This window comes from Bacillus sp. C-3-6, assembly GCF_054509685.1.
Genome location: NZ_CM137247.1, coordinates 1909785 through 1936436, shown reverse-complemented (window position 1 = coordinate 1936436; position 26652 = coordinate 1909785). Strand labels below are relative to the sequence as shown.

30 protein-coding genes are annotated in these 26652 nt (G+C 34.2%); 10 read left to right on the top strand and 20 right to left on the bottom strand.

The genetic code is table 11. From position 1 onward, the window contains the following. Positions 1–112 precede the first annotated feature (112 nt). Positions 113–691 carry an exosporium protein ExsB gene (gene exsB, locus ACW0JX_RS09995; protein WP_098127536.1) on the top strand — a complete coding sequence of 193 codons (579 nt, stop codon included), beginning with the start codon at positions 113–115 and terminating at the stop codon, positions 689–691. A 44-nt stretch (positions 692–735) separates the two neighbouring features. Here exsB and ACW0JX_RS09990 read toward each other — a convergent pair whose 3' ends face one another. The 6 genes from ACW0JX_RS09990 to ACW0JX_RS09965 form a co-directional block, all read right to left on the bottom strand. Continuing rightward, a complete protein-coding gene (locus ACW0JX_RS09990; RefSeq protein ID WP_000858827.1) occupies positions 736–1347 on the bottom strand; it encodes a phosphoserine phosphatase 1 in 612 nt (203 codons plus the stop codon). A gap of 13 nt (positions 1348–1360) precedes the next feature. Beyond that, a complete protein-coding gene (locus tag ACW0JX_RS09985; protein ID WP_098127534.1) occupies positions 1361–1906 on the bottom strand; it encodes a short-chain dehydrogenase in 546 nt (181 codons plus the stop codon). 13 nt (positions 1907–1919) lie between these two features. Further along, positions 1920–2336 (bottom strand): FosBx1 family fosfomycin resistance bacillithiol transferase, encoded by a 417-nt coding sequence (gene fosB / locus ACW0JX_RS09980; RefSeq protein ID WP_000943771.1) that lies wholly within the window; start codon positions 2334–2336, stop codon positions 1920–1922. Positions 2337–2395: 59 nt separating this feature from the next. After that, the gene (locus tag ACW0JX_RS09975) at positions 2396–4057 is read right to left on the bottom strand and encodes a peptide ABC transporter substrate-binding protein (protein WP_000824276.1); all 1662 of its coding nucleotides are present in this window, start codon (positions 4055–4057) and stop codon (positions 2396–2398) included. A gap of 84 nt (positions 4058–4141) precedes the next feature. Next, positions 4142–5146, bottom strand: a complete 1005-nt coding sequence (locus tag ACW0JX_RS09970) for a DUF2628 domain-containing protein (RefSeq protein WP_089170844.1) — start codon at positions 5144–5146, stop codon at positions 4142–4144. Positions 5147–5153: 7 nt separating this feature from the next. Then, positions 5154–5606 (bottom strand): methylated-DNA--[protein]-cysteine S-methyltransferase, encoded by a 453-nt coding sequence (locus tag ACW0JX_RS09965; RefSeq protein ID WP_069355456.1) that lies wholly within the window; start codon positions 5604–5606, stop codon positions 5154–5156. A 133-nt stretch (positions 5607–5739) separates the two neighbouring features. Here ACW0JX_RS09965 and namA point away from each other — a divergent pair, with 133 nt between their 5' ends. Further along, the gene (gene namA, locus ACW0JX_RS09960) at positions 5740–6777 is read left to right on the top strand and encodes an NADPH dehydrogenase NamA (protein ID WP_078401164.1); all 1038 of its coding nucleotides are present in this window, start codon (positions 5740–5742) and stop codon (positions 6775–6777) included. 29 nt (positions 6778–6806) lie between these two features. On the opposite strand, the gene ACW0JX_RS09955 is transcribed toward namA, so the two are convergent. Together ACW0JX_RS09955 and ACW0JX_RS09950 are read right to left on the bottom strand one after the other, a co-directional pair. Next, the gene (locus tag ACW0JX_RS09955) at positions 6807–7466 is read right to left on the bottom strand and encodes an oxidoreductase (protein WP_001042736.1); all 660 of its coding nucleotides are present in this window, start codon (positions 7464–7466) and stop codon (positions 6807–6809) included. Positions 7467–7581: 115 nt separating this feature from the next. Then, positions 7582–7731 carry a hypothetical protein gene (locus tag ACW0JX_RS09950; RefSeq protein ID WP_000540932.1) on the bottom strand — a complete coding sequence of 50 codons (150 nt, stop codon included), beginning with the start codon at positions 7729–7731 and terminating at the stop codon, positions 7582–7584. Between the two features lie 265 nt (positions 7732–7996). On the opposite strand from ACW0JX_RS09950, the gene ACW0JX_RS09945 reads away from it, so the two are divergent. Then, positions 7997–8947 carry a metal ABC transporter substrate-binding protein gene (locus ACW0JX_RS09945; protein ID WP_001126154.1) on the top strand — a complete coding sequence of 317 codons (951 nt, stop codon included), beginning with the start codon at positions 7997–7999 and terminating at the stop codon, positions 8945–8947. Positions 8948–9085: 138 nt separating this feature from the next. After that, a complete protein-coding gene (locus ACW0JX_RS09940) occupies positions 9086–9556 on the top strand; it encodes a GNAT family N-acetyltransferase (RefSeq protein ID WP_050843336.1) in 471 nt (156 codons plus the stop codon). Positions 9557–9668: 112 nt separating this feature from the next. Here the strand turns inward: ACW0JX_RS09940 and ACW0JX_RS09935 are convergent, their stop codons facing one another. After that, the gene (locus ACW0JX_RS09935) at positions 9669–10619 is read right to left on the bottom strand and encodes a CobW family GTP-binding protein (RefSeq protein WP_098976728.1); all 951 of its coding nucleotides are present in this window, start codon (positions 10617–10619) and stop codon (positions 9669–9671) included. 97 nt (positions 10620–10716) lie between these two features. Next, a complete protein-coding gene (locus ACW0JX_RS09930; RefSeq protein WP_016081968.1) occupies positions 10717–12186 on the bottom strand; it encodes an RNA-guided endonuclease InsQ/TnpB family protein in 1470 nt (489 codons plus the stop codon). A 262-nt stretch (positions 12187–12448) separates the two neighbouring features. Between ACW0JX_RS09930 and ACW0JX_RS09925 the strand changes: the two genes are divergently transcribed. Then, positions 12449–13351 carry an aldo/keto reductase gene (locus ACW0JX_RS09925; protein ID WP_069355452.1) on the top strand — a complete coding sequence of 301 codons (903 nt, stop codon included), beginning with the start codon at positions 12449–12451 and terminating at the stop codon, positions 13349–13351. 24 nt (positions 13352–13375) lie between these two features. On the opposite strand, the gene ACW0JX_RS09920 is transcribed toward ACW0JX_RS09925, so the two are convergent. Both ACW0JX_RS09920 and ACW0JX_RS09915 read right to left on the bottom strand, forming a co-directional pair. After that, positions 13376–13960, bottom strand: a complete 585-nt coding sequence (locus ACW0JX_RS09920) for a GNAT family N-acetyltransferase (protein ID WP_088025267.1) — start codon at positions 13958–13960, stop codon at positions 13376–13378. 84 nt (positions 13961–14044) lie between these two features. Beyond that, on the bottom strand, positions 14045–15508 hold the full coding sequence (locus ACW0JX_RS09915; protein WP_141241085.1) for an FAD-dependent oxidoreductase: 1464 nt from the start codon (positions 15506–15508) through the stop codon (positions 14045–14047). 178 nt (positions 15509–15686) lie between these two features. On the opposite strand from ACW0JX_RS09915, the gene ACW0JX_RS09910 reads away from it, so the two are divergent. Together ACW0JX_RS09910 and ACW0JX_RS09905 are read left to right on the top strand one after the other, a co-directional pair. After that, positions 15687–15878, top strand: coding sequence for a DUF3896 domain-containing protein (locus ACW0JX_RS09910; RefSeq protein ID WP_000683366.1), 192 nt, complete (start codon positions 15687–15689; stop codon positions 15876–15878). 104 nt (positions 15879–15982) lie between these two features. Continuing rightward, complete coding sequence (locus ACW0JX_RS09905) at positions 15983–16984, top strand: LLM class flavin-dependent oxidoreductase (RefSeq protein WP_095691046.1); 1002 nt, start codon at positions 15983–15985, stop codon at positions 16982–16984. A gap of 44 nt (positions 16985–17028) precedes the next feature. Here ACW0JX_RS09905 and ACW0JX_RS09900 read toward each other — a convergent pair whose 3' ends face one another. From ACW0JX_RS09900 to ACW0JX_RS09890, 3 genes are all read right to left on the bottom strand, one after another. Beyond that, positions 17029–17973 carry an alpha/beta hydrolase gene (locus ACW0JX_RS09900; protein WP_071731025.1) on the bottom strand — a complete coding sequence of 315 codons (945 nt, stop codon included), beginning with the start codon at positions 17971–17973 and terminating at the stop codon, positions 17029–17031. A gap of 226 nt (positions 17974–18199) precedes the next feature. Beyond that, complete coding sequence (locus tag ACW0JX_RS09895) at positions 18200–18655, bottom strand: DUF3939 domain-containing protein (protein ID WP_000488209.1); 456 nt, start codon at positions 18653–18655, stop codon at positions 18200–18202. Positions 18656–18760: 105 nt separating this feature from the next. Further along, positions 18761–19204: a Dps family protein gene (locus tag ACW0JX_RS09890; protein ID WP_000105199.1), complete on the bottom strand. Its 444-nt coding sequence runs from the start codon at positions 19202–19204 to the stop codon at positions 18761–18763. Positions 19205–19445: 241 nt separating this feature from the next. Here ACW0JX_RS09890 and ACW0JX_RS09885 point away from each other — a divergent pair, with 241 nt between their 5' ends. After that, entirely contained in the window at positions 19446–20486 is a 1041-nt protein-coding gene (locus tag ACW0JX_RS09885) for a YkvI family membrane protein (protein WP_000370209.1), read from the top strand. A gap of 34 nt (positions 20487–20520) precedes the next feature. Here ACW0JX_RS09885 and ACW0JX_RS09880 read toward each other — a convergent pair whose 3' ends face one another. The 5 genes from ACW0JX_RS09880 to ACW0JX_RS09860 all read right to left on the bottom strand — a co-directional run bounded on the left by ACW0JX_RS09880 (position 20521) and on the right by ACW0JX_RS09860 (position 25655). Further along, a complete protein-coding gene (locus ACW0JX_RS09880; protein ID WP_000965063.1) occupies positions 20521–20886 on the bottom strand; it encodes a DUF3979 family protein in 366 nt (121 codons plus the stop codon). 322 nt (positions 20887–21208) lie between these two features. Further along, positions 21209–21514, bottom strand: a complete 306-nt coding sequence (locus ACW0JX_RS09875; RefSeq protein ID WP_000539571.1) for a hypothetical protein — start codon at positions 21512–21514, stop codon at positions 21209–21211. 197 nt (positions 21515–21711) lie between these two features. Continuing rightward, positions 21712–23694: a HAMP domain-containing methyl-accepting chemotaxis protein gene (locus ACW0JX_RS09870; RefSeq protein WP_065483269.1), complete on the bottom strand. Its 1983-nt coding sequence runs from the start codon at positions 23692–23694 to the stop codon at positions 21712–21714. Between the two features lie 201 nt (positions 23695–23895). After that, positions 23896–24945: a ribosome small subunit-dependent GTPase A gene (gene rsgA / locus ACW0JX_RS09865; RefSeq protein ID WP_001073089.1), complete on the bottom strand. Its 1050-nt coding sequence runs from the start codon at positions 24943–24945 to the stop codon at positions 23896–23898. A gap of 182 nt (positions 24946–25127) precedes the next feature. After that, entirely contained in the window at positions 25128–25655 is a 528-nt protein-coding gene (locus tag ACW0JX_RS09860) for a DinB family protein (RefSeq protein ID WP_001018102.1), read from the bottom strand. A gap of 196 nt (positions 25656–25851) precedes the next feature. On the opposite strand from ACW0JX_RS09860, the gene ACW0JX_RS09855 reads away from it, so the two are divergent. Both ACW0JX_RS09855 and ACW0JX_RS09850 read left to right on the top strand, forming a co-directional pair. Continuing rightward, positions 25852–26199: a DUF4257 domain-containing protein gene (locus ACW0JX_RS09855; RefSeq protein WP_000426321.1), complete on the top strand. Its 348-nt coding sequence runs from the start codon at positions 25852–25854 to the stop codon at positions 26197–26199. 84 nt (positions 26200–26283) lie between these two features. After that, positions 26284–26508: a hypothetical protein gene (locus ACW0JX_RS09850; protein WP_000162602.1), complete on the top strand. Its 225-nt coding sequence runs from the start codon at positions 26284–26286 to the stop codon at positions 26506–26508. Positions 26509–26652 lie beyond the last annotated feature (144 nt).

Sequence of the window (26652 nt, the reverse complement as noted above, 5' to 3'; positions counted from 1 at the left end):
ATCTATTTATATAAAATTACACTCTTGTCCTGTTCAGAAAGATGCCTACATACATATCATGTTAAGGAAAAAGAATACCTTTTCACTTTAATACATGATAAGGAGGATTTCTATGAAACGTGATATTAGAAAAGCTGTCGAAGAAATCAAAAGTGCTGGGATGGAGGATTTCTTACACCAAGATCCAAGTACTTTTGAATGCGATGATGATAAATTCACTCATCATCATTGTACAACTGGATGTAAATGTACAACTGGGGGTAAATGTCCAAGAACAAGATGTACTCGCGTGAAACATTGTACGTTCGTTACAAAATGTACACATGTAAAAAAATGGACATTCGTTACGAAATGTACTCGTGTACGTGTTCAAAAATGGACGTTCGTTACGAAAGTAACGCGTAGAAAAGAATGCGTTTTAGTTACAAAACGTACTCGCAGAAAACATTGCACTTTCGTTACAAAATGCATACGCTTTGAAAAGAAATTTTTCTGGACAAAACGAAGTTTCTGTAAAAAATGCGAATTCTTCCCTAACAGACACGGTCACTCTTGCGATGGTTCATGTGATCATGGTAAAGACTGTCACGATAGCGGACACAAATGGAATGATTGCAAAGGCGGACATAAATTCCCATCTTGCAAAAATAAGAAATTCGATCACTTCTGGTATAAAAAACGTAATTGCTAGTTTTTATACCACCAAAAAGGGCCGCTTTGCGGCCTTTTTTTCATTCATTGAAAGTGACTTATATCTGCAAATTGTTTCACTTTACCAATACCCTCTTCAAATTCTATTATGCTCAAACTGGCACTATGCATAAATGGATCATCCCACACATTTTCTATTTCAATTCCCGCGAAATGCCCTACAAGTAATTTTGCTGCTGCCGCATGAGAAACAATCAATATGTTTTGTCCTTTATGCTTCTCTAAAAGAAGCTGCATCCCTTCAATTACTCTTTCATAAACGGCCTCGAAATTTTCGCCTGATGTTGACTGAAAAAGATGTGGCTCATTCCAAAATAGATGTACTTCTTCTGGAAATTGCTTTTCTATATCCGCGATTGTTTGTCCTTCCCATATACCCATGTTGATTTCATAGAAATGCTCATCCGCTATAATGGGTATATCACGTTCCCCTTTTATTAACTCTGCCGTATGAAGTGTTCTTTCGCTCGGACTACTATAGATCGCATGAATTGGTAAATCTTTCATTCGATTCCCTAATTGTTTTGCCTGAACTATACCATTTTCAGTTAAAGCAGAATTTTTCCGTCCCTGCATTCGCTTCGCTACATTCCACTCTGTTTCACCATGCCTTGTTACATATATAGTTGTTTTCATTTCTTACTCCCCCTCACCATGTTGGTTGTAATTCCCACGGTTCAACTCTCCCTACAATCCACTCCGCTCGTTTACTTTCAATCCCTTTTATAACTCCATCAGCTATCTCTTCATGCGTAAGCCATCTTCCATATGTATCTTCTAAAATAAAACCTAAAATAATTCTATAATAAATACATCGCGTACTTCCTATTTTTTGTGCAGGCATACGTGATGCTTTACTACCTAAAATATGAAATAAACTATATGTTTTAGACGACAAATCTAGTTCTTTACAAATATTTGATAGTGCATGCTTTGCACTTGTGTGTACCCATGCAACAACTAATGTGATCGGGCCATTTTTCTTAATTGTACTTTTAATAGCTAGCTTTACATCTTCATCATTATGATAATCTAACGAAAGGCATGTAATATTTTCTGGTGCAGAACTCATTCGCTTAACATTTTCTAAATTCACTTCATCTCGCCCGATAATAGAAACATAAAATCCTTTCTCACAAAGCCACATAGAAACTTTCTTTAGCATTCCTGTTCCACCAATTACAAGTGCATGCAAATGCTATTCCTCCCTAATAAAATGTCATATGAGGTTTCTCATCCCTATAATAATTTAAACGGTCTTGCAGTGTCCCTGAGTGAAACTCAAATTTATGACCGTCAGGATCAACAAAGTATATAGATTCACAATCTCTGATATCACGTTCTCTTCCTTGTAAAATATGAACATCATTTTCTTCTAATCGCTGTATTAAACATTCAAAGTCTTCTCGTTCAACAGAAAATGCAATGTGCGTATAGGATTGATGAATCTCATTTCTCGGAATATGCGTCTCTTCATTAAGCGCTATCCATACTCCACATATGTTAAAATAAGCCAATTTTCTTCCTTTAACTAATAATTCTCCTTCTAATACTTTTTCATAAAACATAATAGAGTTTTCTAAATTAGATACCGAAAAACAAATATGATTGATTCCCCTTAACAACTATAATTCCTCCTTATACAAATAAAAGATGAGCGAAAATTCACTCATCTTTTATTATACTATTTTTTTGTAATATATGCCCATTTATAACTGAAGTCCCCACCAAACGTATGATTAGCAATACCTTTTACAAATGGCTTCTCTAAATAAGCTGTACTTTGTTGGTACGTAGGAGAAATTGCTGCGTCTTGACCAATTAAGATTTTTTCAGCTTCCGCAAGTGCATTCCAGCGTGCTTTATCATCTTTTAATAGCTCTCCTTTTGATTTCGCTACTAAATCATCATACTTCGGATTAGAATAATCCATTTCATTAAATGAGCTTCCAGTAACAAACATATCAATATAAGTCATTGGATCCGGATAATCAGGGCTCCATGCAGATAATGAGAATTCATATTGGAATTTCTTTTCTAAATCTAGCTTTTGCTTGTATGGTTGCTGTTTCAAATTCACTTTAATACCAGGCAAGTTTTTCTCTAGTTCTTCCTTAATAAAGTCACCCACTTTTTTCCGGCTACCGTTATCATCGTTTAGTAATTCAACTGTAATTGTATCTTGACCAAGCTCTTTCTTCGCTTCTTCCCATAATTTTTTTGCTTTCTCTGCATTATCTTTACTATCACGGAAGTTTTTATTTACAGAGCGGAAATCTTTTCCATCCGGACCTGTCGTGAATTTTTCAGGTACTAAGAAATATGCTGGCAATGAACCGTCATTTAAAATGACATCAGCAATTCCTTTTTTATCGTATGCTAAATCAATCGCTTCACGTACTTTTTGGTTTTTAAATGTTGCATTTTTTTGGTTAAAACGCAAGAAATATATGCGTGGATCTAACTTCGTTTTAAATTCATCTGGCTTATTCTTTTTATATTTATCAACAAATTCAGAAGTTAAAATAACTCGATCTGCTTGATCACTATCATATAAATTTACTCCCGTGCTTGTTTCCTTCACAATACTTACATTAATTTCGTCTAATTTTACAGTATCTTTATCCCAATAATTAGGATTTTTCTTCAACTGATAATTTTGTTCATGTTTCCATTGACTCATTGTAAATGGTCCATTATATAATAATTTATCTGCTTCTAATCCGTATTTATCTCCTTGCTCTTTCACATATTTTTCATTTAATGGGAAAAATGTAGGGAACGACGTAAGCTCAAGAAAATAAGGTGCTGGTTGCTCTAATTCTACTACCAACGTTTTATCATCCTTCGCTTTAACACCCAATTGATCTGCCGGTAATTCACCTTTATTTACTTTCTGTGCATTTTTCACATCAAATAAAATGAATGCATATTCTGCCGCTAATGCTTTATCTAATGTACGTTGCCATGCATATACAAAATCTTGTGCTCGAACTGGATCACCATTTGACCATTTCGCATCACGTAATTCAAATGTATATGTCTTTTTATCTTCACTAATCTTCACATCTTTTGCCATACCTGGTGTTGGTTTATTATCTTTATCTAGACGATATAAACCTTCCATTGCATTTACAAATACACGGAAAGATACAGAATCCGTTGATTTAGATGTATCCATTGAAGGAATTTCAGCTGTTTCTAGCAAATTTAAAACTTGTTTATCGGCCATTCCCTTATTCGATTCTTTCTTCGTTGTCGAAGCCTTCTCACCATTCCCACATCCTGCAACCAATACACTTGTCGTTAACGCAAGTGCAGCAATTGTTGTTGTCTTTCTCTTCATTCTTCCTTCCCCCAATCTATATGTATAAGTTAAATCCTATATAATATATTTCATTATACAAAAGATTCTGATTATTTTAAATATTTATTTTAACAAACATAGAAAAAAGCGATCGGAAATTTCTTTCCAGTCGCTTTCTTGAATAGCATTTACTTGTAATCCATCCTCTATATCAAATGGATTTTGAACTTTAAATATTTCTTCCATCAGCTTCAAAAACTCTTCTTCAGTTTTAGATTCACCATTAACCATAAGTGAGTATGGTTCCACTTCACCTAATTTATAATCGACAACAAATTGAATCTTCACCTTTTGTCTTGGCGTTCCGGTGTTATATCCTTGGAATTCTACTAATTCTAACCCTTCCGTTCCACGATAATATATCCAACCTGAATTTTGAAAATAATTTTCGAAAGATTCACCTATTGAAAAGAAAGGATATTCATAAAGCGAGCTTGTACGAACCTTTTGAATAACGTCTCGATCAGTCGGAAAAAAGAAATGACTAAAAAATATGCTAGCAACTGCTAAAATAGTAACAATTGTCGCTCCCATTTTGCTCGTTCCGCCGCTATCATTGATTAGATAGTTTTCAACTGATTTATCTTTTATTTCTCTTGCTTTTATTCGGTATATACGTCTTTCCGCAAATTGATAGTATAATCCATTTGCAAAAATCCCCATTCCAAACAGAATAAAAATGAGTAATAAAAACGTCAGAGGCACCATATTAATGATTGGCAACGCTACATTAAATCCCATATAGTACGAAAATGCATCACAAGCTACTAATAACAGCATAAATAAAGCAGCTGGTATATAATATTTACGATATCCTAGCCAGCCTATATTGAAAATAGCAGCCCAACCATTCCAACTCCACCTAGCAATCCGCTTATTCTCAAGCTCCCATTTCCTTTGATAATACGGATATTGTCTCCCTACATATACTTCCAGTTCATTATCTATTAACGAGCTACCTTCCTCTTGTTCATTATCCAAGTTTCGCTGACAACTTGCACAATTTAACTGTTCCTCCTCGCAAGGTTGCCCACAATTTATACATTTCAAAACAATCCCTCTTCCCATCCATACGTCATTTCAAAATACCTTCGTGTTTTAATAGCCACTCTTTCCTCCATAAACCACCAGCATATCCAACAAGCTTTCCACTCTTTCCTATTACACGGTGACATGGAACAATTATTGAAATTGGATTCCGACTATTCGCCCCTCCTATTGCCCGTACAGCTTTTATATTTCCAACTTTCTCTGCAATATCTAAATATGAAGCACTTACGCCGTATGGAATAGTATAAAGTGCATCCCATACATTTTTTTGAAATGCTGTTCCCTCTGCAGACAGCGGGACCGTAAACTCTTTTCTTTTCCCTTTAAAATATTCATCTAACTCATTTATACATTGTTCTATCATTTCATTTTTATTTTCTTCTTGTCGTTCATCAACAAATATAACAGACGTAATTCCTTCTTGATTCGCTTTAATTTCAAGCAAACCTACTTCGCTTTCATAATAAGCCTGGTACATATGCCATCCTCCAATTCAGTTCATATTAGTCATTGTAACACGAATATACAAAATTTTTCGTATAAGCGTTTTATTAGAGAAACAAAAAAGAGAATGGTAAAATATAAGAAAATTCAATCAAGGAGGCTATTTGATGAATTCCAAGCTTTTTTCACCTTATACAATTAAGAACGTTACACTAAAAAATCGTATCGTTATGTCGCCTATGTGTATGTATTCGTCGGAAAACGAGGATGGCCAAGTAACAAATTTCCATCTCATTCATTATGGAACAAGAGCTGCCGGTCAAGTTGGTTTAGTTATGATTGAAGCAACAGCCGTGTTACCTGAAGGTCGAATTTCTAACAAAGACTTGGGCATTTGGGATGACAACCTAACTGAAGGCTTACATAAAACGACTACTTTTATACATGATAACGGCGCAAAAGCTGCCATTCAACTCGCTCACGCCGGAAGAAAAGCTGAATTAGATACGAATGCTTTCGCTCCTTCTGCAATTCCTTTTAATGATAAGATGAAAATACCAGTAGAAATGAATATACAGCAAATCAAAGAGACTATATTAGCTTTTCAGAGGGCCGCGTTACGTTCAAAACAAGCCGGATTTGATGTTATCGAATTACATGGCGCTCACGGTTACCTTATCAATGAATTCCTATCACCACTTACTAATAAACGAACGGATGAATACGGCGGCTCACCTGAAAACCGCTATCGTTTCTTACGCGAAATTATCGACTCTGTAAATGAAGTTTGGGACGGACCAATATTCGTTCGTATTTCAGCAAATGATTATCATCCTGACGGGCTAACAGTTCAAGATTATGTTCAGTATACAAAGTGGATGAAAGAACAGGGAATAGATTTAATCGATTGTAGTTCTGGTGCAGTTGTACCAGCACATATTGATGTGTATCCTGGTTACCAAGTACAATACGCCAAACATGTTAAAGAGCATACTAAGATTGCAACTGGTGCAGTTGGATTGATTACGACTGGGTCACAAGCAGAACAAATTTTAAATAAGAACGAAGCAGATTTAATTTTCATCGGACGTGAGTTACTTCGCAATCCGTACTTCCCAAGAATAGCGGCCAATGAACTTGGCTTTGAATTGCAAGAACCTCACCAATATAAGCGAGCACCAGGAAAAATTCATACGAATAAATAAAACCGAGAAGTCATTCTTCTCGGTTTTATTTATTCTATCGTTGTAATTTCATTTGAATTATAAGTATGGATACCCGATTCTTCTCGCAGCGCGGTTATATACATACCTTTCGCCACATCTTTAGCTGAAATTGGTTTATACTTTTTGAAAGCCCCTTTAAAAATAAAAGGAATAATACGAGATAACTTTTCAGCCATTCGTTCGCCGAAACGAAATTCTTGTCGGTTTCCTACTAATAATGATGGTCTAAAAATGTGAATACCACCGATCACTAACTTTTGCAATTCTTCTTCCATTTTTCCTTTCACTTGTGAATAAAAGAAAAATGATTTAGGATTCGCTCCCATAGAAGACACAACAAGGAAATTTTGCACCCCTTGTTTTTCAGCTAAACAAGCAGCTCGTAACGTATATTCATAATCTACTTTTTTAAAATTTGCTTTTGTTTTTGCTTTTTTTATTGTTGTTCCTAAGCAACTAAAAACATCATCCACAGCAAAGAACTCTTTATATTCCTCTAATACCGAAAAATCAACTTGTTTCTGCTGTAACTTCTCATGTTGCAATTGCATTGGCTCTCTTACAAAAATAGTAACCGAATCGTAGTAATCTGATTCAAGTAATAGACGCGTTATCTCTTGTCCAACTAAACCACTTGCACCAAGTATTAACGCTGTTCGCTTATTCATATATGCATATACCTCTTATTTTACTTTTCTCTCCTTCAGTAAAATACAACCTTTAGGAGTTTCCTGCTCTTATTTTACCACAAGTAAAACACTATGCGTACGCATAGTGCTTTACTCACTCTTTTTTCTCATCTCTCTCTTGTAATTTCGTTATTGTTGTAGCGTCCCCTAAATTACTTATTAATCTTCTTAAAAAAATTAATACGAAAGATAATGGCAATACTACCGCTAATATTAATAAAATAGCTTCCATTAAGTAACCCAAGCGCTCATCCCCCTCTTTACCTCCTTTTCAATATATGAAAACAGCGTTGTCACATATGCATGCATTTGCAAAAATAATACACCTATATTTGACAACTTTATAACAAAAACAAATCGGAATGATTATTATTTATTGCAACTTTATTAAAGATGTATTATACTAAGTTCGCAAACTAAAACGTAATTATTCCGTTTTGTATTAAAATGATATTTTTCTTCTATAATTGGGGAAAATATATCCGTAAAAAAGAAAAGAGGAGAACTTCATGCCTAAAAGATTGACTATATTTTCATTCTTACTTATTTTTACCTTAATTTTCGCTGGCTGCTCAAATAAAAAAGAAAGTAATGCCAAGAAAGATGGAAAGCTAACAGTTTATACAACGATTTTCCCACTTGCTGATTTCGCAAAGAAAATCGGTGGCGACTATGTAAATGTTGAAGCAATTTACCCACCTGGTGCAGATTCACATACATTTGAACCAAGTCAAAAACAAACAGTACAAGTTGCAAAAGCCAATTTATTCGTTTATAACGGCGCTGAATTAGAACCATTTGCTGAAAAAATGGAAAAAACATTACAAAAAGAAAATGTTAAAATTGTAAATGCATCTAAAGGTATTGAGCTTCGTGCTTCTACTGAAGAAGAGCATCATGATCATGGAGATGGCCATAAAGAAGATGAACATCATCACGATAAAGACCCACATGTTTGGTTAGATCCTACTCTAGCAATGAAACAGGCAGAAAAAATTAAAAATGCACTTGTAGAATTACAACCTGAACATAAAAAAGAATTCGAAAAAAACTTTGCAGCACTTCAAACTAAATTTACTGATTTAGACGATCAATTTAAGGCAGCTGTAGCGAACGCAAAAACGAAAGAAATTTTAGTTTCTCATGCTGCCTATGGTTACTGGGAACAACGATACGGCCTAAAACAAATTCCTATCGCTGGAATTTCAGCTTCTGATGAGCCATCTCAAAAACAGCTTGCTGACATTACAAAAACAGTAAAAGAACATAATCTAAAATATATTTTATTCGAAACTTTCTCTACTCCAAAAGTAGCATCTGTTATTCAAAAAGAAACTGGTACAAAAGTTTTACGCTTAAATCACTTAGCTACTGTTTCTGAAGATGATGCAAAAAATAATAAAGATTACTTCACTTTAATGGAAGAAAACGTAAACACATTGAAAGAAGCAACAAACTAATACATTATATTTTCTAGGCAGCTGAATCTAGTATTCAGCTGCCTTTTTATGTATTTATCCTTGACTTGACCAAAATAACAAGTAAAATTATCCATATTAGCTTTAAAGCTATATTAATTTAGAAGGTGAGTTGGAATTATGAATCTTCACATTTGTGAAGTAACAGCAAAAAATTGGCGTTCAGTAGTTGCTTTAGACGTCGCAAAAGATCAGCAACAATTTATTGAAAGTAACGCGTTTTCTTTAGCAGAATCATTATATGAAGGAAACGGAACGTCAGTAGGTTTATATGATGGAGAAACACTTGTAGGTTATGCAATGTATGGATGGTATTCAGTAAAACATAAAAGTGTATGGCTCGATCGCTTTATGATTGACCAACAATATCAAGGAAAAGGATACGCAAAACGTTTCCTTCGCTTACTCATTCAATTCTTACAAGAAAAATTTGAATGCAAAATAATTTACTTAAGTTTACATCCAGCCAACAAACTTGCAATGGGACTGTATGAATCATTTGGTTTCCGCTTAAATGGTGATATTGATGATGAAGGTCCAGTTGTGGGTGTTGTAATGGAGTTACTAATAGACGAAAATACAAGCCTGTGAAAACAGGCTTTTTATTATACATGTATCAATTTTTAGTTTCTTTCCCTTATTTAATTCTGTTTTGTAATCTAATAGAATGCTCATAAAAAATAAGCCTGCAATTTACGCAGACTTATTTCACACACTCCTCGAAATGTTCTTGGAACCACTCTTTATTAATATCTCTTCCGATAAAAACTACTTCACTTACTCGCTCTTCACCCTCTTGCCACTCTCTATCGTACGAAGCGGCAAATAACGTATGTACACCTTGGAAAACGATACGTTTATCTACTCCGTCTATCGATAAAATTCCTTTGTAACGATATAAATATTCCCCTAGCTCTTGAACGACAGCTGACATCCACTCATTAAGCTTTTGTAAATCCAGCTGACGTTCTTCACGTAATACAAATGATTTCACACCTTCTAAGTGGTTATGTTCTTTATGAGGGTAAATTTGCAACGTATCTTTCGTTTTAAACGTTTGAATTTGTAATAAAGATGGTATATCTACCTCACAGTTAGTCGCCTCGATTAACTTTGCAGTCGGGTTAATTCCTTGAAGTTCATGCAAAAGATTTTCTTTCTCACTCTCTTCAATTAAGTCTAATTTATTTACTAAAACGACATCAGCAAACGCAATTTGCTCTTTTGCTTCTAATCCTTTTTCAAAATGTTTATGTATATGATAACTATCTACCACCGTTACAACACCATTAATTTGGTATGCAGATTGAATGACTGGATCTAAAAAGAATGTTTGAATAATCGGCCCTGGATTTGCAAGGCCAGTCGTTTCAATTACTAAACCATCAAAATCCATTTTCCCTTCCGCTTTTACGTCCAGTAACTGTTTTAAAGCAACGAGTAAATCTTCACGTACAGTACAGCATAAACAGCCATTTGTCATTTCCATAATTTCTTCTTCCACATTCATAATCAACTGATTATCAATGCCAATTTGCCCTATTTCATTTACAATCACCGCTAATTTCTTACCGTGATTTTCTGATAAAATACGATTTAATAATGTCGTTTTCCCAGATCCAAGAAAACCAGTTAATATTGTTACTGGAATCATTTCGTACATCTCCTTCTAGCTATATGTTTCTACATTATAGCATATGAACACTCCCCCACTTAGCAAATCTTGAAGTGGGGGTTTCTAACGTTTCGACCTAACGGACGATTAACGTGAGGGGAGTTAACACATTAGCGAGCTGTTTCACGCCTAACCCCTCTATCCCATTTGTCCATGCATTTGGGATTACCTTTCGTAAAATGTTAGCCGCAGCATTTACATCTGCATTAATTAAAGTTTTATTTGCTGAACGATATATGCCGCGCTCTATTCGTTTTCCTGAAAAAGTTGTATTTTGGTCATTTTCTCCATACGTTGGAATGAAGTCGTTATCCAGAAAACTTGCTTTCGATGTATATGATTCTTCAGTTACAACAACTTGAATGCCTACAGCATTTGCTTTGTATGTAATCATTTGAATCAATAAACTATGTGGGATATGACAAAACGTTTGGTTATTTCTTTTTCCCATATTCGTTTCTTGTTTCCAACTTTTGTTTTGACCAATAACAATTTTACAAACTTCTTCTTCTTGAGCTAGTTTTACGATATGGTGACTAACTTTATGGAAGACGTCTTTTATTTTCAAGTAACGTTTTTGATGAAGTTTTTCTATCCTTTTAGAAGTAAAAGGCCCTTCATTCGTTTGTTTTCCATTTCTAAGAACGCTTGTAAAATGACTCTTCATTTTGTTGTAATATTGATTTATGCTTTTGACATGTTTGCCCTTAACAAGGACAGGTTTCATACCTGTGTTTGTTACGATGGTTGCAAGGTTATCAATCCCTAAATCAATACTCATATAACGAGCATTCTCTTCAATCATTTGTTGTTCAGAAGGAACATCAATTACCAATTCCACTACATATTCATTGTATTTTGGAATCACACGAACTTGTTTCAGTTTACCCTCAGTGAAACCTAGTTTCCCAATATTTAATTGCAATTTCGTCTTTGGAAACTTTAAAAATCTATCGTTTTTAATGATGCAATCTTGGTTTGTATACAGAATCTCTTTTTCAGAAGAACGAATATACTTTGGAATTCTAGGCGGTCCAGCATATTTGTTTGGATTCTTTTTATAGTCTTTTAAACTAGCAAAAAAAGATTTCCAATTTTGGAACAAACCTTTCATGATTGACTGGCTACATTGCGTAGGCAAAGCTCGATAATCATTTTGAATCATAGCCTTAAATAGTGCATCTAGAAAGTTGTAATCTACATAAGGTTTTTCAAAATTAGGTTCTGAAAACAAATTACATGTAATCTCTTTCTGTTCTTCTTTAGGCTTTAATTTCTCTTTTTCCAATTTCTTCTGATAGGCAAGACGTTGTGTGTCATTCATCTTACCAATATTTTTATGAATATGATCCAGAACTTCTTTTTGCAAAGGCTGCAACTCTTTTTCTTGCGTTAATCCAGTGTACACCTGGCGTATATAAAAGTTTGTGGTGTTGTACATGTTCTTAGCGTTATGACAACATTCTTGAAAATAAGAATACATACGATGCCCTTTTTTAATCCAGATTTGAAGAGTTTTATAGTTTGATGGATTTTCCTTTGTCATTTTATTCACCTCCTGTTAAGGATATTATAGCAAAAACGGAACATACGTTTCTGTTTTTTTGCTTGAAAATAAAATATTTCTTTCGATTCACCTCACCACCTTCATTTACGTTTAGAGGTGGGAGTCCTCTCGAAAGGCATGATAGAAAAAATCGTTTTTATAGCAAAACATATTTATTGTTTGTACACCTAATTAACTATATAATAATATGTAGTAAGAAAGCCTTTTCAAAACATTATTATTCATCAAGGGGGTACTTATAATGGAGCGAGTTCAAATGGCTGAAACGCTAGAATTTTCTCGTATTATTCAAGGATTTTGGCGTTTAGCAGAATGGAATATGACAAAACAAGAATTACTTTCTTTCATTGAAGATTGTATGGATATGGGAATTACTACTTTTGATCACGCTGATATTTACGGCGGATATACGTGTGAAGGGTTATTTGGCGAAGCTTTACAATTAAAGCCTTCCTTACGAGAAAACATGCAAATTATTACAAAGTGTGGAATCGCTCCCCCATCACCGAAATTTCCAGAGCGATATGTTGCTCACTACAATACTAGTGCAGAGCATATTATGCAAAGTGTAGAAGCATCACTTAAAAATTTACATACAAATTATATTGACGTATTACTTATTCATCGTCCCGATCCTTTTATGGATCCAAATGAAGTGGCAAAAGCATTTACACAATTAAAACAAGAAGGAAAAGTTCGTCACTTCGGTGTATCTAACTTCTTACCTTCACAATTTAATATGTTAAGTTCGTACTTAGATTTTCCACTTATTACGAACCAAATTGAAGTTTCTGCATTGCAGCTTGAGCATTTTGAAAAAGGAACAATTGACTTATGCCAAGAAAAACGAATCAATCCAATGATTTGGTCACCTCTTGCTGGTGGTGAGATCTTTACTGGTCAATCAGAACGTGCTGTACGTGTACGCGAAACTGTGCAAAAAGTTGCTACTGAGCTAGGTGTTTCTAGTATCGATACGGTTATGTATGCTTGGTTACTTGCTCATCCAACTAATATGATGCCAATCGTTGGCTCTGGTAAATTAGATCGCGTAAAAACTGCCGCTCTTGCTACAAAAGTTAACTTAGACCGTCAACAATGGTTTACAATTTTCGAAAGCTCTAACGGACATCCTGTACCATAATGCATAAAAAGAAGAGCTGTTTTCTTACAGCTCTTCTTTTTCATATGTATTTCTAGTCATGGCAAATACACACATATCCCTTAATCCGTTTCCATCTACCGCAACACTCGCACTTTCTAACGTACCTTCTAACTTAAAGCCTAATTTCTCAGGTATCGCTCTACTCTTTTTATTTAAAGAATCACAACGAATTTCTACACGGTTTGCTTTCAATTCAGAAAAAGCGTAATCCGTTATACCTTTCGCAGCCTCTACCATATAGCCTTTTCCGCTAAACCTTGTATCAATCCAATATCCGATTTCAAATTGAGGTATATCCCAATTAATACGATGTAATCCGGCTGAAGCAATAAATTCACCTGTTTCTTTCGAAAACACTAGTAATCTTAAATCCTCACGTTGCAAAAATTGAATATGTGATTTTCTAATACTTTCTTCTATTTCTTGCTCTGTTTGCTCTTTTTGTGCAAACACCATCCAAGGTTTTAGTTCTTCTATTGAAGCCTGAATTGCATCATATACAACTTTACCATCTCCTGGTTTCGGCATTCGAATAAAAAGCCTGTCAGTATAAAATTCAGAAGGAAAATCGAATAATAACGGATTCACTGTAAACACTCCCCATAATTCTTTTATATATAATAATATCCATCTCAAGTTATATAGTAAAGAATTTTCTGAATTGAAAACCTTTTACTCATTCACTTCCAACGCTACACGAATTCCAGATTCAATCGCACCTTGAATCCATCCGTGATATAGCGTTGTATGATCTCCAGCGAAGAATATTCTCCCCTCTGGTTTGACAATCGCTGGTTGCAGCTCAGATTCTTGACCTGCTTGAAAAAGTGCAAACCCTCCAAGCGCATACGGATCCAATGTCCAGCTTTTTGATATTCCAGCTATGAACTCATCATACACTTGACCACCTAATATTGTTGCTAAGTTGTGTAATGCGTAATAAATACGATCACCTTTTGATAAACCATCCCATAACAATGCGTCATAAGACCATGTATAGCTACCTAACATCATAGCCGGTCCTTTCTCACCAATTCCATAACTTGGATAATAGGCATAACGAATTGGCAAATCTGTTATAATTCTGCCACCTAATTGTCCTTGTTCTTCCCAAAATCGGCTTTTAAATTGAATTCCTATTTTCGTCGCAGGCATATAATGTAATTCACGAATTGCTTTCCATTTTTCATGAGATATAGAATCAAACGGATCTACTTCTACAAAACGCATTGTCGAAAACGGAATGGTAACAATAACTAAATCTCCTGTAATACTGCTATATTCAAAAGTTTCCTCGTTCCGATAGAAAGCTGTCACACCATTATCGTGTTGATGTAGCTTCATTAATTTTTGATTATATATAATATTCTCTTCTAATTGCGGTAAAAATGACTTTGGCAATCTATCGTTCCCGCCCACAATTTCACAAAATCCGCTCTCCTCTTGCATAATGTATAGAAAGCGTAAAGTCTCTACAAACGATCGTTCCAAAAAACCTTCTAAATCTAATAGAACACCAATCATCTCAATTGTTACTGGCGAAAAGTAAGTATTATACTGATAAGGGTGATACTTCAAAAATTGTCCTGTGGAATATCTCCCAAAATCCTTCACTACAACATCCCAATTTTTCTCTGGATTTCTTTTAATAAAATTTATTATCGGCTGTACTGCTAATAACAATAGTTCTTCAGACGTTTTTCCCACTTCATTCATTTCCACAGGATACCTTAAAATACTTGGATTCTTTTCATATTGTTTCAACGTCGTTTTCCGTCCATTTACGTATATAATATCCGTCTCATTTCTATTAATAAAAGGACTCACCTGTAGCCCAAATTTTCTTATATACGCCATCGTTAATGTATGTGAATACGGAATTCTCATTGCTCCGACATCTAAATATAATCCGGTATCTTCCATTCTAACCGTTTCTATACGGCCACCTACCCGGTTGTTTGCTTCAAAAATTTTCACATCATGTCCTGCAGCCTTTAATAAAGATGCTGAAACTAATCCAGCCATACCAGCTCCCACTACAATAATTTGTTTTGGATTTATCGTCTTCTTCAATCCTTTATCTATAACTTTTAACGCTTCATCCATTTCAGTGTTATACATTATATCTTTCTGCACAATTCCACCCCTTACTTCATCAAATGGACGTTAGTGGTTTAGTGCATTTTATTCATAAATCTCCATAAACATAACACCCTTGCAATTTGAATATTCACTAAAAGTACATAAGAGACAGATTTCATATTTCTTTATGCTTCGTATAATATAGCAACCGCAACGAAGGAGTGACTAAAAAATGAAACATACTTATGATTACCACGCTACAAAAAAGCATTTAGAATTAAAGAAACAAAACTTATGTAAAAAACTTAGCAATATGACACTATCTGAAAAAGAACGTGAACAGCTAAAATGTGAAATTGACAACTATGAATATATTTTAAATCTGGTCGAAATGAATCATTATGAACGCGGATTTTCTCGTTAAAAGCGGAAATAGGATTATCCGCTTTTCATTTTGAGCATTTCACTACGCATTTTTCATAAGTAAATATATAATAGGATGTACATTAAGATTGAGAGGTATATTCTATGATCAAGTTAAGTGTATTAGACCAATCACCTATTTCAGATGGTAGCACAGCAGCCCAAGCTTTTTCACATACAGTTACGCTTGCACAAGAAGTTGAAAAACTCGGATTCACACGTTTTTGGGTATCCGAACATCATAATTCCGTAAGCTTAGCTGGTTCAAGTCCAGAAATACTTATTTCTCATATTGCCGCAAAAACGGATCGTATTAGAGTCGGTTCAGGTGGTGTTATGTTACCACATTATAGCCCATATAAAGTTGCTGAGAATTTCCGTGTTCTAGAAGCACTGTATCCGAACCGCATCGATCTCGGTGTTGGTAGAGCTCCTGGTGGTATGCCAATAGCAACTCGCGCACTTCAAGAAGGAAAAATGGTCTCACTTGATCAATATCCAGAACAAATTGCAGACGTTGCAATGTACTTACATGATCAAATACCAGAAAACCATCACTATGCAAACTTAAAAGCTACTCCAGTTATCCCAACATCTCCTGAAATGTGGATGCTCGGTTCTAGCGGAGAGAGCGCTAAAATTGCTGCAAACAACGGAGCTTCTTTCGCATTTGCACAATTTATTAATGGCTTCGGAGGCCCTGAAGTTATGAGGGCTTACCAAGAACAATATCAGCCTTCATTTTTAGGAGATAGGCCTAATTCAATCGTTGCCATCTTTGTTATATGCGGAGAAACAAATGAAGAAGCGGAAAAAATTGCTTCTAGTTTAGATTTATCAATCTTATTATTAGAGCAAGGAAAACGAACTACTGGTACACCTTCTATTGAAACTGCTCAAAATTATTCATACAGTGCTTATGATTTATTCCGTATAAAAGAAAATCGTCAACGTATGATTGTTGGTGATCCGCCTTCTGTAAAAGAAAAAATAATAAACTTAAGCAAATCATACAATACTGACGAATTTATGATTGTCACGATTACCCATCAATTTGAACATAAATTAAAGTCTTATCGCTTACTAGCAAATGCTTTTAATTTATAACTCTAAAAAGAGATGCATCACATATGATGCATCTCTTTTTCTTACTACTTATTGTTTTTATTTCCTATATATTCAATAGCTTCTTTTAATAGCTCATCAAAGTTAATAGGATAATCATGATCTAAGTTAGGCACAACTTTATACTTATGTTCTATATTCTTATCTCTTAATAATCGTACAAATTGCTGCGTGGATTCGAAACAATCTTCATCTTGATCCCCGCATACTATATATCCTTTTATATGTTTATCCTGCAGCACTCTTAGCAACTCATCCCATTCTTCAATCTCAGGAAGCCATGGTGCCATAAAAATAAAACCATCTACATCTATATCTTTTTGTAAAATCGTATATAAAGCTACTCTTGCCCCTGCAGAAAAACCACCAATTATCACATTTTCTACTGTATGATTTTCTATAAACTTATTGTAATGCTCTTTTAATTCCCCTTTCCCTCTCTCTAAATCATCCCAAACAAATCCATCTGAAAACTGAATTTGTGAAGACTGTAGTAAAGCTAACGTGTAATCTTGTGTCAAAACTGATTTCCAATATGGCTCTATTATTTGAATATTTTCTTGGTCACCATGTATTGTAAGTAGTAGATTCCCCTCTTTCTTGCTATATATATATTTCACATCTGGTCTTTCCTTTTTATGTGCTAATTCTTCTCTTTCTTTACATAATTGCACCATTGTATGAAATTCTTTAAATTTATGTAGTGATTTTAAATCTTCGTCGGAAATTAAATATTCATTTCCATACCAGAATCCCTTTTCTATAATGGCCTCCCTCATTAAATGTAATGCTTCTTTTTCAAGTCCTGATGCACTTGCGAGCGCATACTTAAAATTATATATTTGCGCCTCATTCCCTATTACACCTATAGCGTTTTCCATTATATAATTGTACGCTTCAAAACTTCCTTTATTTGCATAACAACGTAACGTTTCATTTAATAATTGAATGTAAGTCATACTATTTTTCATGTACCAATTCCCCCGAAACTTTTTATAATATTTATTTTGCGAATCTTTATACCACTTTGTGAAGATTTTATATAACTCGCCCTAGCAATATCTTATTCTCCGAATGATACTTAATAGTTATCCTTCCCTATCCAATACATTTAATATAAATATTAATAAACTGAAAAGTCAATATTTTAACAAACAAAAAAAGACAACAATATATGTATTGTTGTTTTCATTACGTCTACCCGCTCTTTTGTTTTTTTCTATCTGGTTTACTTGAAACTAAATAATGTTTTTCTGAAATATATAAGTCTCTTTTTAAGCTACGATTTAAGTAAGGTCCTAGTTTCATTCCGCATATGAGGCGATCTTCGCTACCTTCAACAATTGGGAACATTTCTTTTTCTGTTACGTATTGATCTACTGCCTTTTGTACGACATCAATTTCTTTCACTAGGTTTAAATTTTCTGCTGTATGTTCAAATACCTCAAGCGTTTCCTTCGTTATGAGAAAATCATTTGTTGGAAATGCAGGTAAATACGGTTTTAACAAATCATAATTTACTGTATAATCTTCATTTACTAATACTGTATAAACGATATTAGCATTCGTTTCTAAAAACTGAGCCATCGCTTGTTCTAATTCATCTTTCGTAATTTCCCGCTCTTCTTTTCCAGTTCTGAAAAAGCGAAACATCGCATCGCCTCCTTTTTACTATATTATAGCATATAAGAAAACTGAAAAATCATAAAAAAACCCATTGAAATAATTTTTCAATGGGTTTCTTTATATTTTTTATCGTTATTTTAAGAATGCACTTAGCATCCATACATGTTGTTCTAATGTTGTATGAATTGCTAACAGCATGTCAGCTGATGTTTCATCGCCAGCTTCGCCCGCAACTTCCATACCTTCTTTTAATTCTTGAATAAGTGCAGAATAATCATTCACTAATGTTTGCACCATTTCTTCTGCAGATTCTTTGCTTGTCCCTTCGCTGACACTAGATGTTGCAAGATATTCTTTCATTGTCGCTAATGGTTTACCTTCTAAAGCTAAAATACGTTCTGCTAACTCATCAATATACGTTCCAGCTTCATTATAAAACTCTTCAAATTTCTCATGTAATGTAAAGAAGTGTGGCCCTGTCACATACCAGTGATAATTATGTAGTTTCACATATAACACATTCCAGTTTGCTACCTGCTTGTTTAATACTTCAACAACATTTGTTTTCGTACTCATACAATCCACTCCTCTTATCATTTTGTAATGTTTATCTTTTAATAACCTAATTACATTTTACCATACATTCCCTTTCCTTTCGAACAATCGGCTTATATGTAACAAAGTTTTAACACCTTTAATACTTCCCTAATATCATTTAATTCATGTATTTTTTCAAACACTTCATACGTCTAATTGTCCAAGCTCATACATATGCATAATAGTACATCAAGCTCATCATAGTAGAAAGAGGGATAACATGGACAATCAACAATGGCAAGTAGCAAAGAAAGTAGCCGCTACTTATATCGGAACTGTCGTTGGAGCTGGATTTGCTACTGGACGAGAAATTGTTGAATTTTTCACAGTGAATGGATTATACGGGACAATTGGCATATGTGTAAGTGGATTTTTTTTTATTTGGCTCGGCACAAAGATGATGTTACTTTCATCACAAATCGGGGCATTTTCAGCGCAAGAATTTAACAAGTATTTATTTGGGGATGTATTTGGGAATGTTGTAAACACATTATTATTACTCGTTTTATTCGGCGTAACGAGCGTTATGTTATCAGGGGCTGGTGCAGTATTTGAAGAGCAACTTCGCTTACCAAGACAACTCGGTATTCTCATTACAGTTATCGCTTGTCTCATTATAAGTAGCCGCGGATTACAAGGTGTTTTTGAAGTAAATACACTTGTCGTACCTATTATGATGATTTTTATTATCGGACTTGCTATTACAACCTTTTTTCACGGTACACCTTCCATTAATAACACTATTCCTGCAGAGAGTTGGAATATGAAATGGATTACTAGCCCTATTACATATGTCGCCTTAAATCTTTCTCTTGCCCAAAGTGTTCTCGTCCCATTAGCCAGTGAAGTAAAGGATCGAAAAGCCATTTTTTGGGGTGGGATTTTAGGTGGTGCTGGACTTTCTTTAATTTTATTATGCAGCCATTTAGCAATCTTATCAGTCGATCAATTTTATCAATATAACATCCCAATGGCTGAAGTCATAAGAAGATTTAATGCAACTTTTCACTTCTTCTTCGTTCTCATTATTTTCGGTGAAGTTTTCACAACTTTAGTTGGTAATGTGTTCGGGATGACAAAACAGATGCAATCTATTACCGGGTGGAAAAATAACAATATTATTTTCTTCATTTTACTAATTAGTTATTGCTTTAGTTACATCGGTTACAGTGACTTACTTCACATTCTATATCCTATCATCGGATGGGTAAGTATTGTTATACTTCCAATCATTGCGTTTAAACAACTTCAAAAAACATAAAAAAGCATCCATGTTATTGGATGCTTTTTTATGTTCATTCACAATCATCACATACTTCCCAGTACGGCCCCATTTCTAATGCTAAATATGGCTTTAATTGCAACCGAATCATTCGACTAGGCATGCGCTCTAAAACAAATTGAATACCCTCTTCATCTTCGTCTAATTCAACTTTTGAAATCACAATTCTTTGTATAGTCGTAATGGGAATTCCATCTTTATATAAAGTGATTTTCACCTCATCGTATTCATTAAAATACAATTCGACACTCATTTGATTTTTCAGTATTTCATCAACAATTTTATATGTATCATTTTGTTCTTGGATTATATATTTCCATCCGCCTCTATCTTCTTTCGGAGCTGTTTGAAATAATGTCTCCAAATCCTCGTATAGCATAAGATAACCCCTCTCTTACTAAAAAACGATGAGTATTTTATATACCCTTTATCTCTATCACTATCCATAGCTATTGTACCATATATCACCGTTCTTACCGTATTCATTTGCTTCATAGATACTTATAAAATAACTAATTCTATCTCCATTATTATGTATATTACCTCATTACTCCATACACTCTTACAAGTTTAAATAGCGTCAGACTTTAATCCATGCAAATATTGTCTACTCTCCGCTTTTATTAGCTCACAGCATTCATACTTTTACATATAATAAGACTACCACAAATAAAAAAGGAGAGTGACTTATACCACTCCCCTTAAAAGAACTTCCCTATAGCTGCTAAAACTAATACGATTATTAAAATTGCAAATAATAATGAGACAATGAAACTAAAAATAGGTAACGCTTTCTTTTCATTCTTCTTAAATAGTAACTTTAAACTAAGAAAAATATTTACTGGTACAAGTATAAAATAAAAATATTTAACAATTTGTACCGAGCTATTCGAAAGTGTTTTTAATATAAACACTTCAATTAGAAAAACAATAAAAAATGAAATACTTAGCCAAAATGAGACGTAACTAAGCCAAGAATGTCTTTTTGTCCCCCAATACACTCCCATAATACTCTCCTTTTATTTGTATTCTATACGTTAATAATTATACACAAAGCTAACAAATACCTCTATTTTTCGACAAACATTATGTAAAATGCCATTTTAAACGTCATAAAGAAAGTCTACATCCCTATTTGATTTTACACAATAAAACAGACTACCCTCTAGTGGCATAATGCTACTAGGGGATAGTCTGTTCTCTATTAAACTTTAAATCTGTCAATTAGTCCTTGTAACTCTTCAGCCATTTGAGATAGCGTGCCCGCTGCGGATCCAATTTCCTCCATCGAAGCTAGCTGTTCTTCAGCTGAAGCCGCAACGTTTTGTGTGCTTGTCGCATTATTTTGCGCTGTCATTGCAATTTGTCCTACCGAAATAGATACTTCATTTGCCCCTTTTGACATTCCATTAGCCGTTTCAACCATCGTCTTAATTTGATTAGCTATTTCATTTGTAGATTGTAAAATTTCAGCAAAGTTTTGCTTCGTTTCATTTGCGATAACAAGTCCAGATTGAACTTCCTCATTTACATGATTCATAGATTTGACTGTCTTACCCATATCATCTTGTATTTCACATATTAATTTACTAATTTCACTAGAAGATACGCTAGACTGCTCTGCCAATTTACGCACTTCATCTGCAACAATTGCGAAACCTCTTCCATGCTCACCGGCTCTTGCGGCTTCAATCGCCGCATTTAAAGCTAGAAGGTTTGTTTGATCTGCAATATTTTGAATTACTTCTAAAATATCACCAATTTGTTTTGATTTATTATTTAGTAATTGTATAACTGCATCTGATTGTGACACAGATTCTGCAATAGACTGCATCTGGTTTACTGTTCTTCCTACTAGTTTCCCACCATCTTCTGCTTTTTCACGAGTATGTGCAGAAGCCGTATTAATAGATGATGAACTATTTGCTACATGCTGAATTCCTTCTGTTACATTAAACAGTAACATAGCACCATTTTCTACACTTGTTGTTTGCGTCGTTGCCCCACTTGATATTTCATCCATTGCGATTGTGATTTGCTCAGTCGCTTCACTTGCTTGCCTTACACTTGCAGTTAGCTCTTCTGATGCCGCTGCAACATGCCCAGCTGAATCGTTAATTCTTCCGATTAACGTCCGTAACGAATTCGTCATCTCATTAAATCCTTTAGCAAGTTGGCCGATTTCATCATTAGAATGAATTTCAATTGTTTGCGTTAAATCCCCTTCACTTATTTCTTTAGAGGTAACAACTAATCTCTTTAAAGGCTTCGTAATTGAAAGTGTTACAAAATAAATAAGTGCTCCACCTATTACTAATGAGATAAGCATAACAATTAACATATTATAAAATACAGGTTGAGCAGCTTCAATTACTTCACTTGAGTACATAGTCCCACCAATTTTCCAACCTGTTTTTACATTTGTAGCAAATACCATATTCTTTTCACTACCGCCATAAGAATATGAAAAAGCACCGTGATTATCTTCATAAATTTTCTTTGCCCAAGAATCAGCCGCTTTTTCCCCTGATTTTTCTTGTGGATGAGCAATTATTTTTTGCTTTCCATCTAAAATGAAGGCATATCCTTTTTTACCAATATTAATTAACTTTGATGTTTTTAATAAATTATCTAAACTTAAATCTAGCGCAACAACCCCATTTTTATCTTCTGTTTGTTTTGCGATTGTTACAACAATATGTCCATTTCCTTTTGCCTTATATGGCTCAGTAACAACAATACCACCTTGTTTTGCAACTGCATCTTTATACCAAGAACGCTCTGTTGGATCATAGTCTGCTGCCATTTGTATATTTGGTTCTTGTACAAATTTTTTATCATTTCCGGCAACATATACTTGTTCAACATCTTTATTTAAATTTATATATTGAGATAACATTTTTCTTAATTCATCCTGATTATCTCCTTGATACATATTCCCCTGAATCACCCGTGCAAAATTATTTACATCATTAAATTTTGCATCAATCATTTGATTGATTAAATTATCCAGTATTTTTATATTGTCGTTGGCACTACTCTTAATTTGCGATTCAAAATTCTTTTTGGCTGTTTGATAAGACATGCCTCCGATAATAGACACAGCCGCAATTAAAATTACAAAGAATGAAATTAATAGCTTTTTTGCTACTTTCATATCACGAAACAAATTTAATAGTTTATCCATTATGAACCTCCTAATTTTCAAATTTTAAAGTTAAATTGAGTTAATTATGAATATTTCCCAATCCCTAATTATTATTTTCATAACCCATTATGATGAATACTTTGTAAAGTTTAAACAATTAAGTTCCCTTTGTCTATATATATGAATAATATTATTATAAAATTTACAAATAGAAAAAACCAAAGGGGCACCCTTTGGTTTTTACATTTTTTTATGTTGTTTAGAAAGCTTTTTCCACTTATCACGCTCTGCTCTGGCAAGGATTACATCTTGTTTTCTCATAAAATACGCCAGTTCTCTTTGTAATTTTTTATAGCTTTTCAAACGATCTATCGTAATAAGTCCGTTATCAATTGCACTATGCACCGCGCATCCTGGTTCATCCTCATGCTTACAATCACGAAAACGGCATGTTGTCGCAAGTTTTTCAATATCAGAGAATGTTGTTTGAATCGCTTCGCTTCCTTCCCAAAGTTGCAATTCTCTCATGCCGGGAGTATCAATTACGAGAGCACCACTTGGCAATTGAAATAACTCTCGATGCGTTGTCGTATGCCTCCCCCTACTATCCTCTTCACGTATATCTCCCGTTTTTGCTACCTCAATTCCTATTAGCGCATTTAATAAAGTTGACTTTCCTACCCCTGATGACCCAACTAAAGCAATTGTTTTCCCTGAAGAAACGAATTGTTTCAACGAATCAATACCTGTATGCTCTAAACTATCAACAACGAAAATAGGAACACCAATTGCTATAGCTTCCGTTTCTACAATTTTCTGTTCTACATCATTACATATACTACTCTTTGTTAAAACAATAACTGGCATAGCGCCACTTTCATACGCTAATAATAAATAACGTTCCATCCTTCTAACATTAAAATCATGATTAAGTGCATTCACTAAAAATAAATAATCTACATTTGCTGCTATTACTTGTTCTTCCGTTCGAGTACCAGCTTCTTGTCTAGAAAAAGAGCTTCTTCTCGGAAAAACACGATGAATAATAGCTTTCTTTTCATTCTCTATTTTCTTTATATACACCCAATCACCAACAGCTGGATAATCTCCCTTCGTTACTGCTTCATGCCGAAACTTTCCAGACAGTTCTGCCATATATTCACCATCATTACAAATAATTCGATATATATGCTTATGCTCAAGTAAAATACGCCCTACTTCAAAGTTCTCTACAGCTTGTTCCTCAAAAAAAGAATCCCAGCCATACGATTCTAAAATATTTTGATTCAAATTGATATCCTCCCTAGTTTAAGCTAAGTGGAAGGATAGTGCGCTCACTTATATCGTTTCGCCCTTTCCATCCACCTTTGTATTTGGTTTATTATTCATATAAGTTATTTTCGCCATAATACATCACCCCGTTCTTATTTTAATTACTCTCATTATATGGAATTCTCCTATAAAAAGCTACATCATTTAACGTAATTTTCAAATAACTTGTTTTTGAGCATTCTAATTTGTCCTCGGTGACTAATTTCATCTTCTAGCACATGAAACCAAAGATAGTGCTGGTTATATACTACACCGTTAGGCCACTTTCTTTCTGACATGAGCCACTCATTACCTTGTTCACTTAAATACTTCAGAGATTCTTCTCGAACACTTTGTAGAAGTTGTACATAATACTGTATTTCATGACCACAGATCGCTCTACCTGCTTCCCCTAAATACAATGCATCTTCCCATATTTCTAATTCTTCTTTTGTAAAGTCACGATCTTGAAATGAAATAAGCTGATGAACTTTTTCAATAGCTGCTATATGCTTTAATAAGGCGCCAATTGAATTTCCGCTGCTCTGCATAATTAAATCTAATTGCTCAACTGATAAATTTTTTACTTCGCCTAATGTTACAGCTCTCGTATGCTCAAGCATGCTTACTAATTCCCCTATTTTTTTTGTATAACCATCTACACTTCTTATTCGATAATCTATATTCATATGACGCACCCCTTTCTGCATTCATATTATTGTAAAAATGATTCATATAATAGACTGAAATCTATCGGAATTTTCTGTTATAATTAAATTGAATACAAAATATACCCAAACAAACTTTCTCAATATGCTTATATGAAATATTAAAAGGAATCAATATAAAATAATCGAATCTTATTCACTAAAAGGAGTGGATTCGATGGAAATGTATCAATGGCTAACCGCTGTTCTCGTTGGTGGCATTACTGGCTTCGTTTCCCATCTAATCAATAACCAAGGTAAGTTATTGCTTCCACGCCGTTTGAAAACTTTTTTTCACTTTGGATTTTTAACTGATGTTTTTACCGGTAGCCTAGCTGCACTTCTTGGACTCGTTTTATTCGATGTCACCGCAATAAAAGAAATTATAAAAGTATCCATTGTAACTGCTATTTCCGGTCAAACTTTCTTACTACATCAAGCTCTTGGTGGCGAACAGGCTAAAAATACGCAAATTGGGAAAGCTGATGAGAAGATTCAAGAAATTGACAAATTATTGCGACGTTAGTGTATACTTTCTTTTAAAATTATTGTTATAATGAGAAATAAATATTTTCTATTGCGTCGTTTGTCAGGAGAAAGGGTGTTTCGTATGACAAAAAAGAAAATAGAAGATTTCTTAACAAACTCCGAAAAAGAGGAACTGCTAGAAAACTATAAATGTTTACGAGAAGCCCGCACAAAAAGCGAAGCTAACTATTTTGGTGAAGCAGTAAACCATCTATTAAATAAAGCAAAACAACGAATTATTAAAGATGCAGGTATACATGATGAAAATGCTGCAACTGTTCAATCAAAGAGAAAAGCACTGTTTTAGCTACATTAGCTAAAACAGTGCTTTTTATTACAACATTTTTCACATTACTTTCACATCTATTTCACAATTATAAGTACTCCTATATGTTAAACTAGGTATATCCTTTTCCGAGGAGCTATATGCCGATATATAAACCCCTATCTA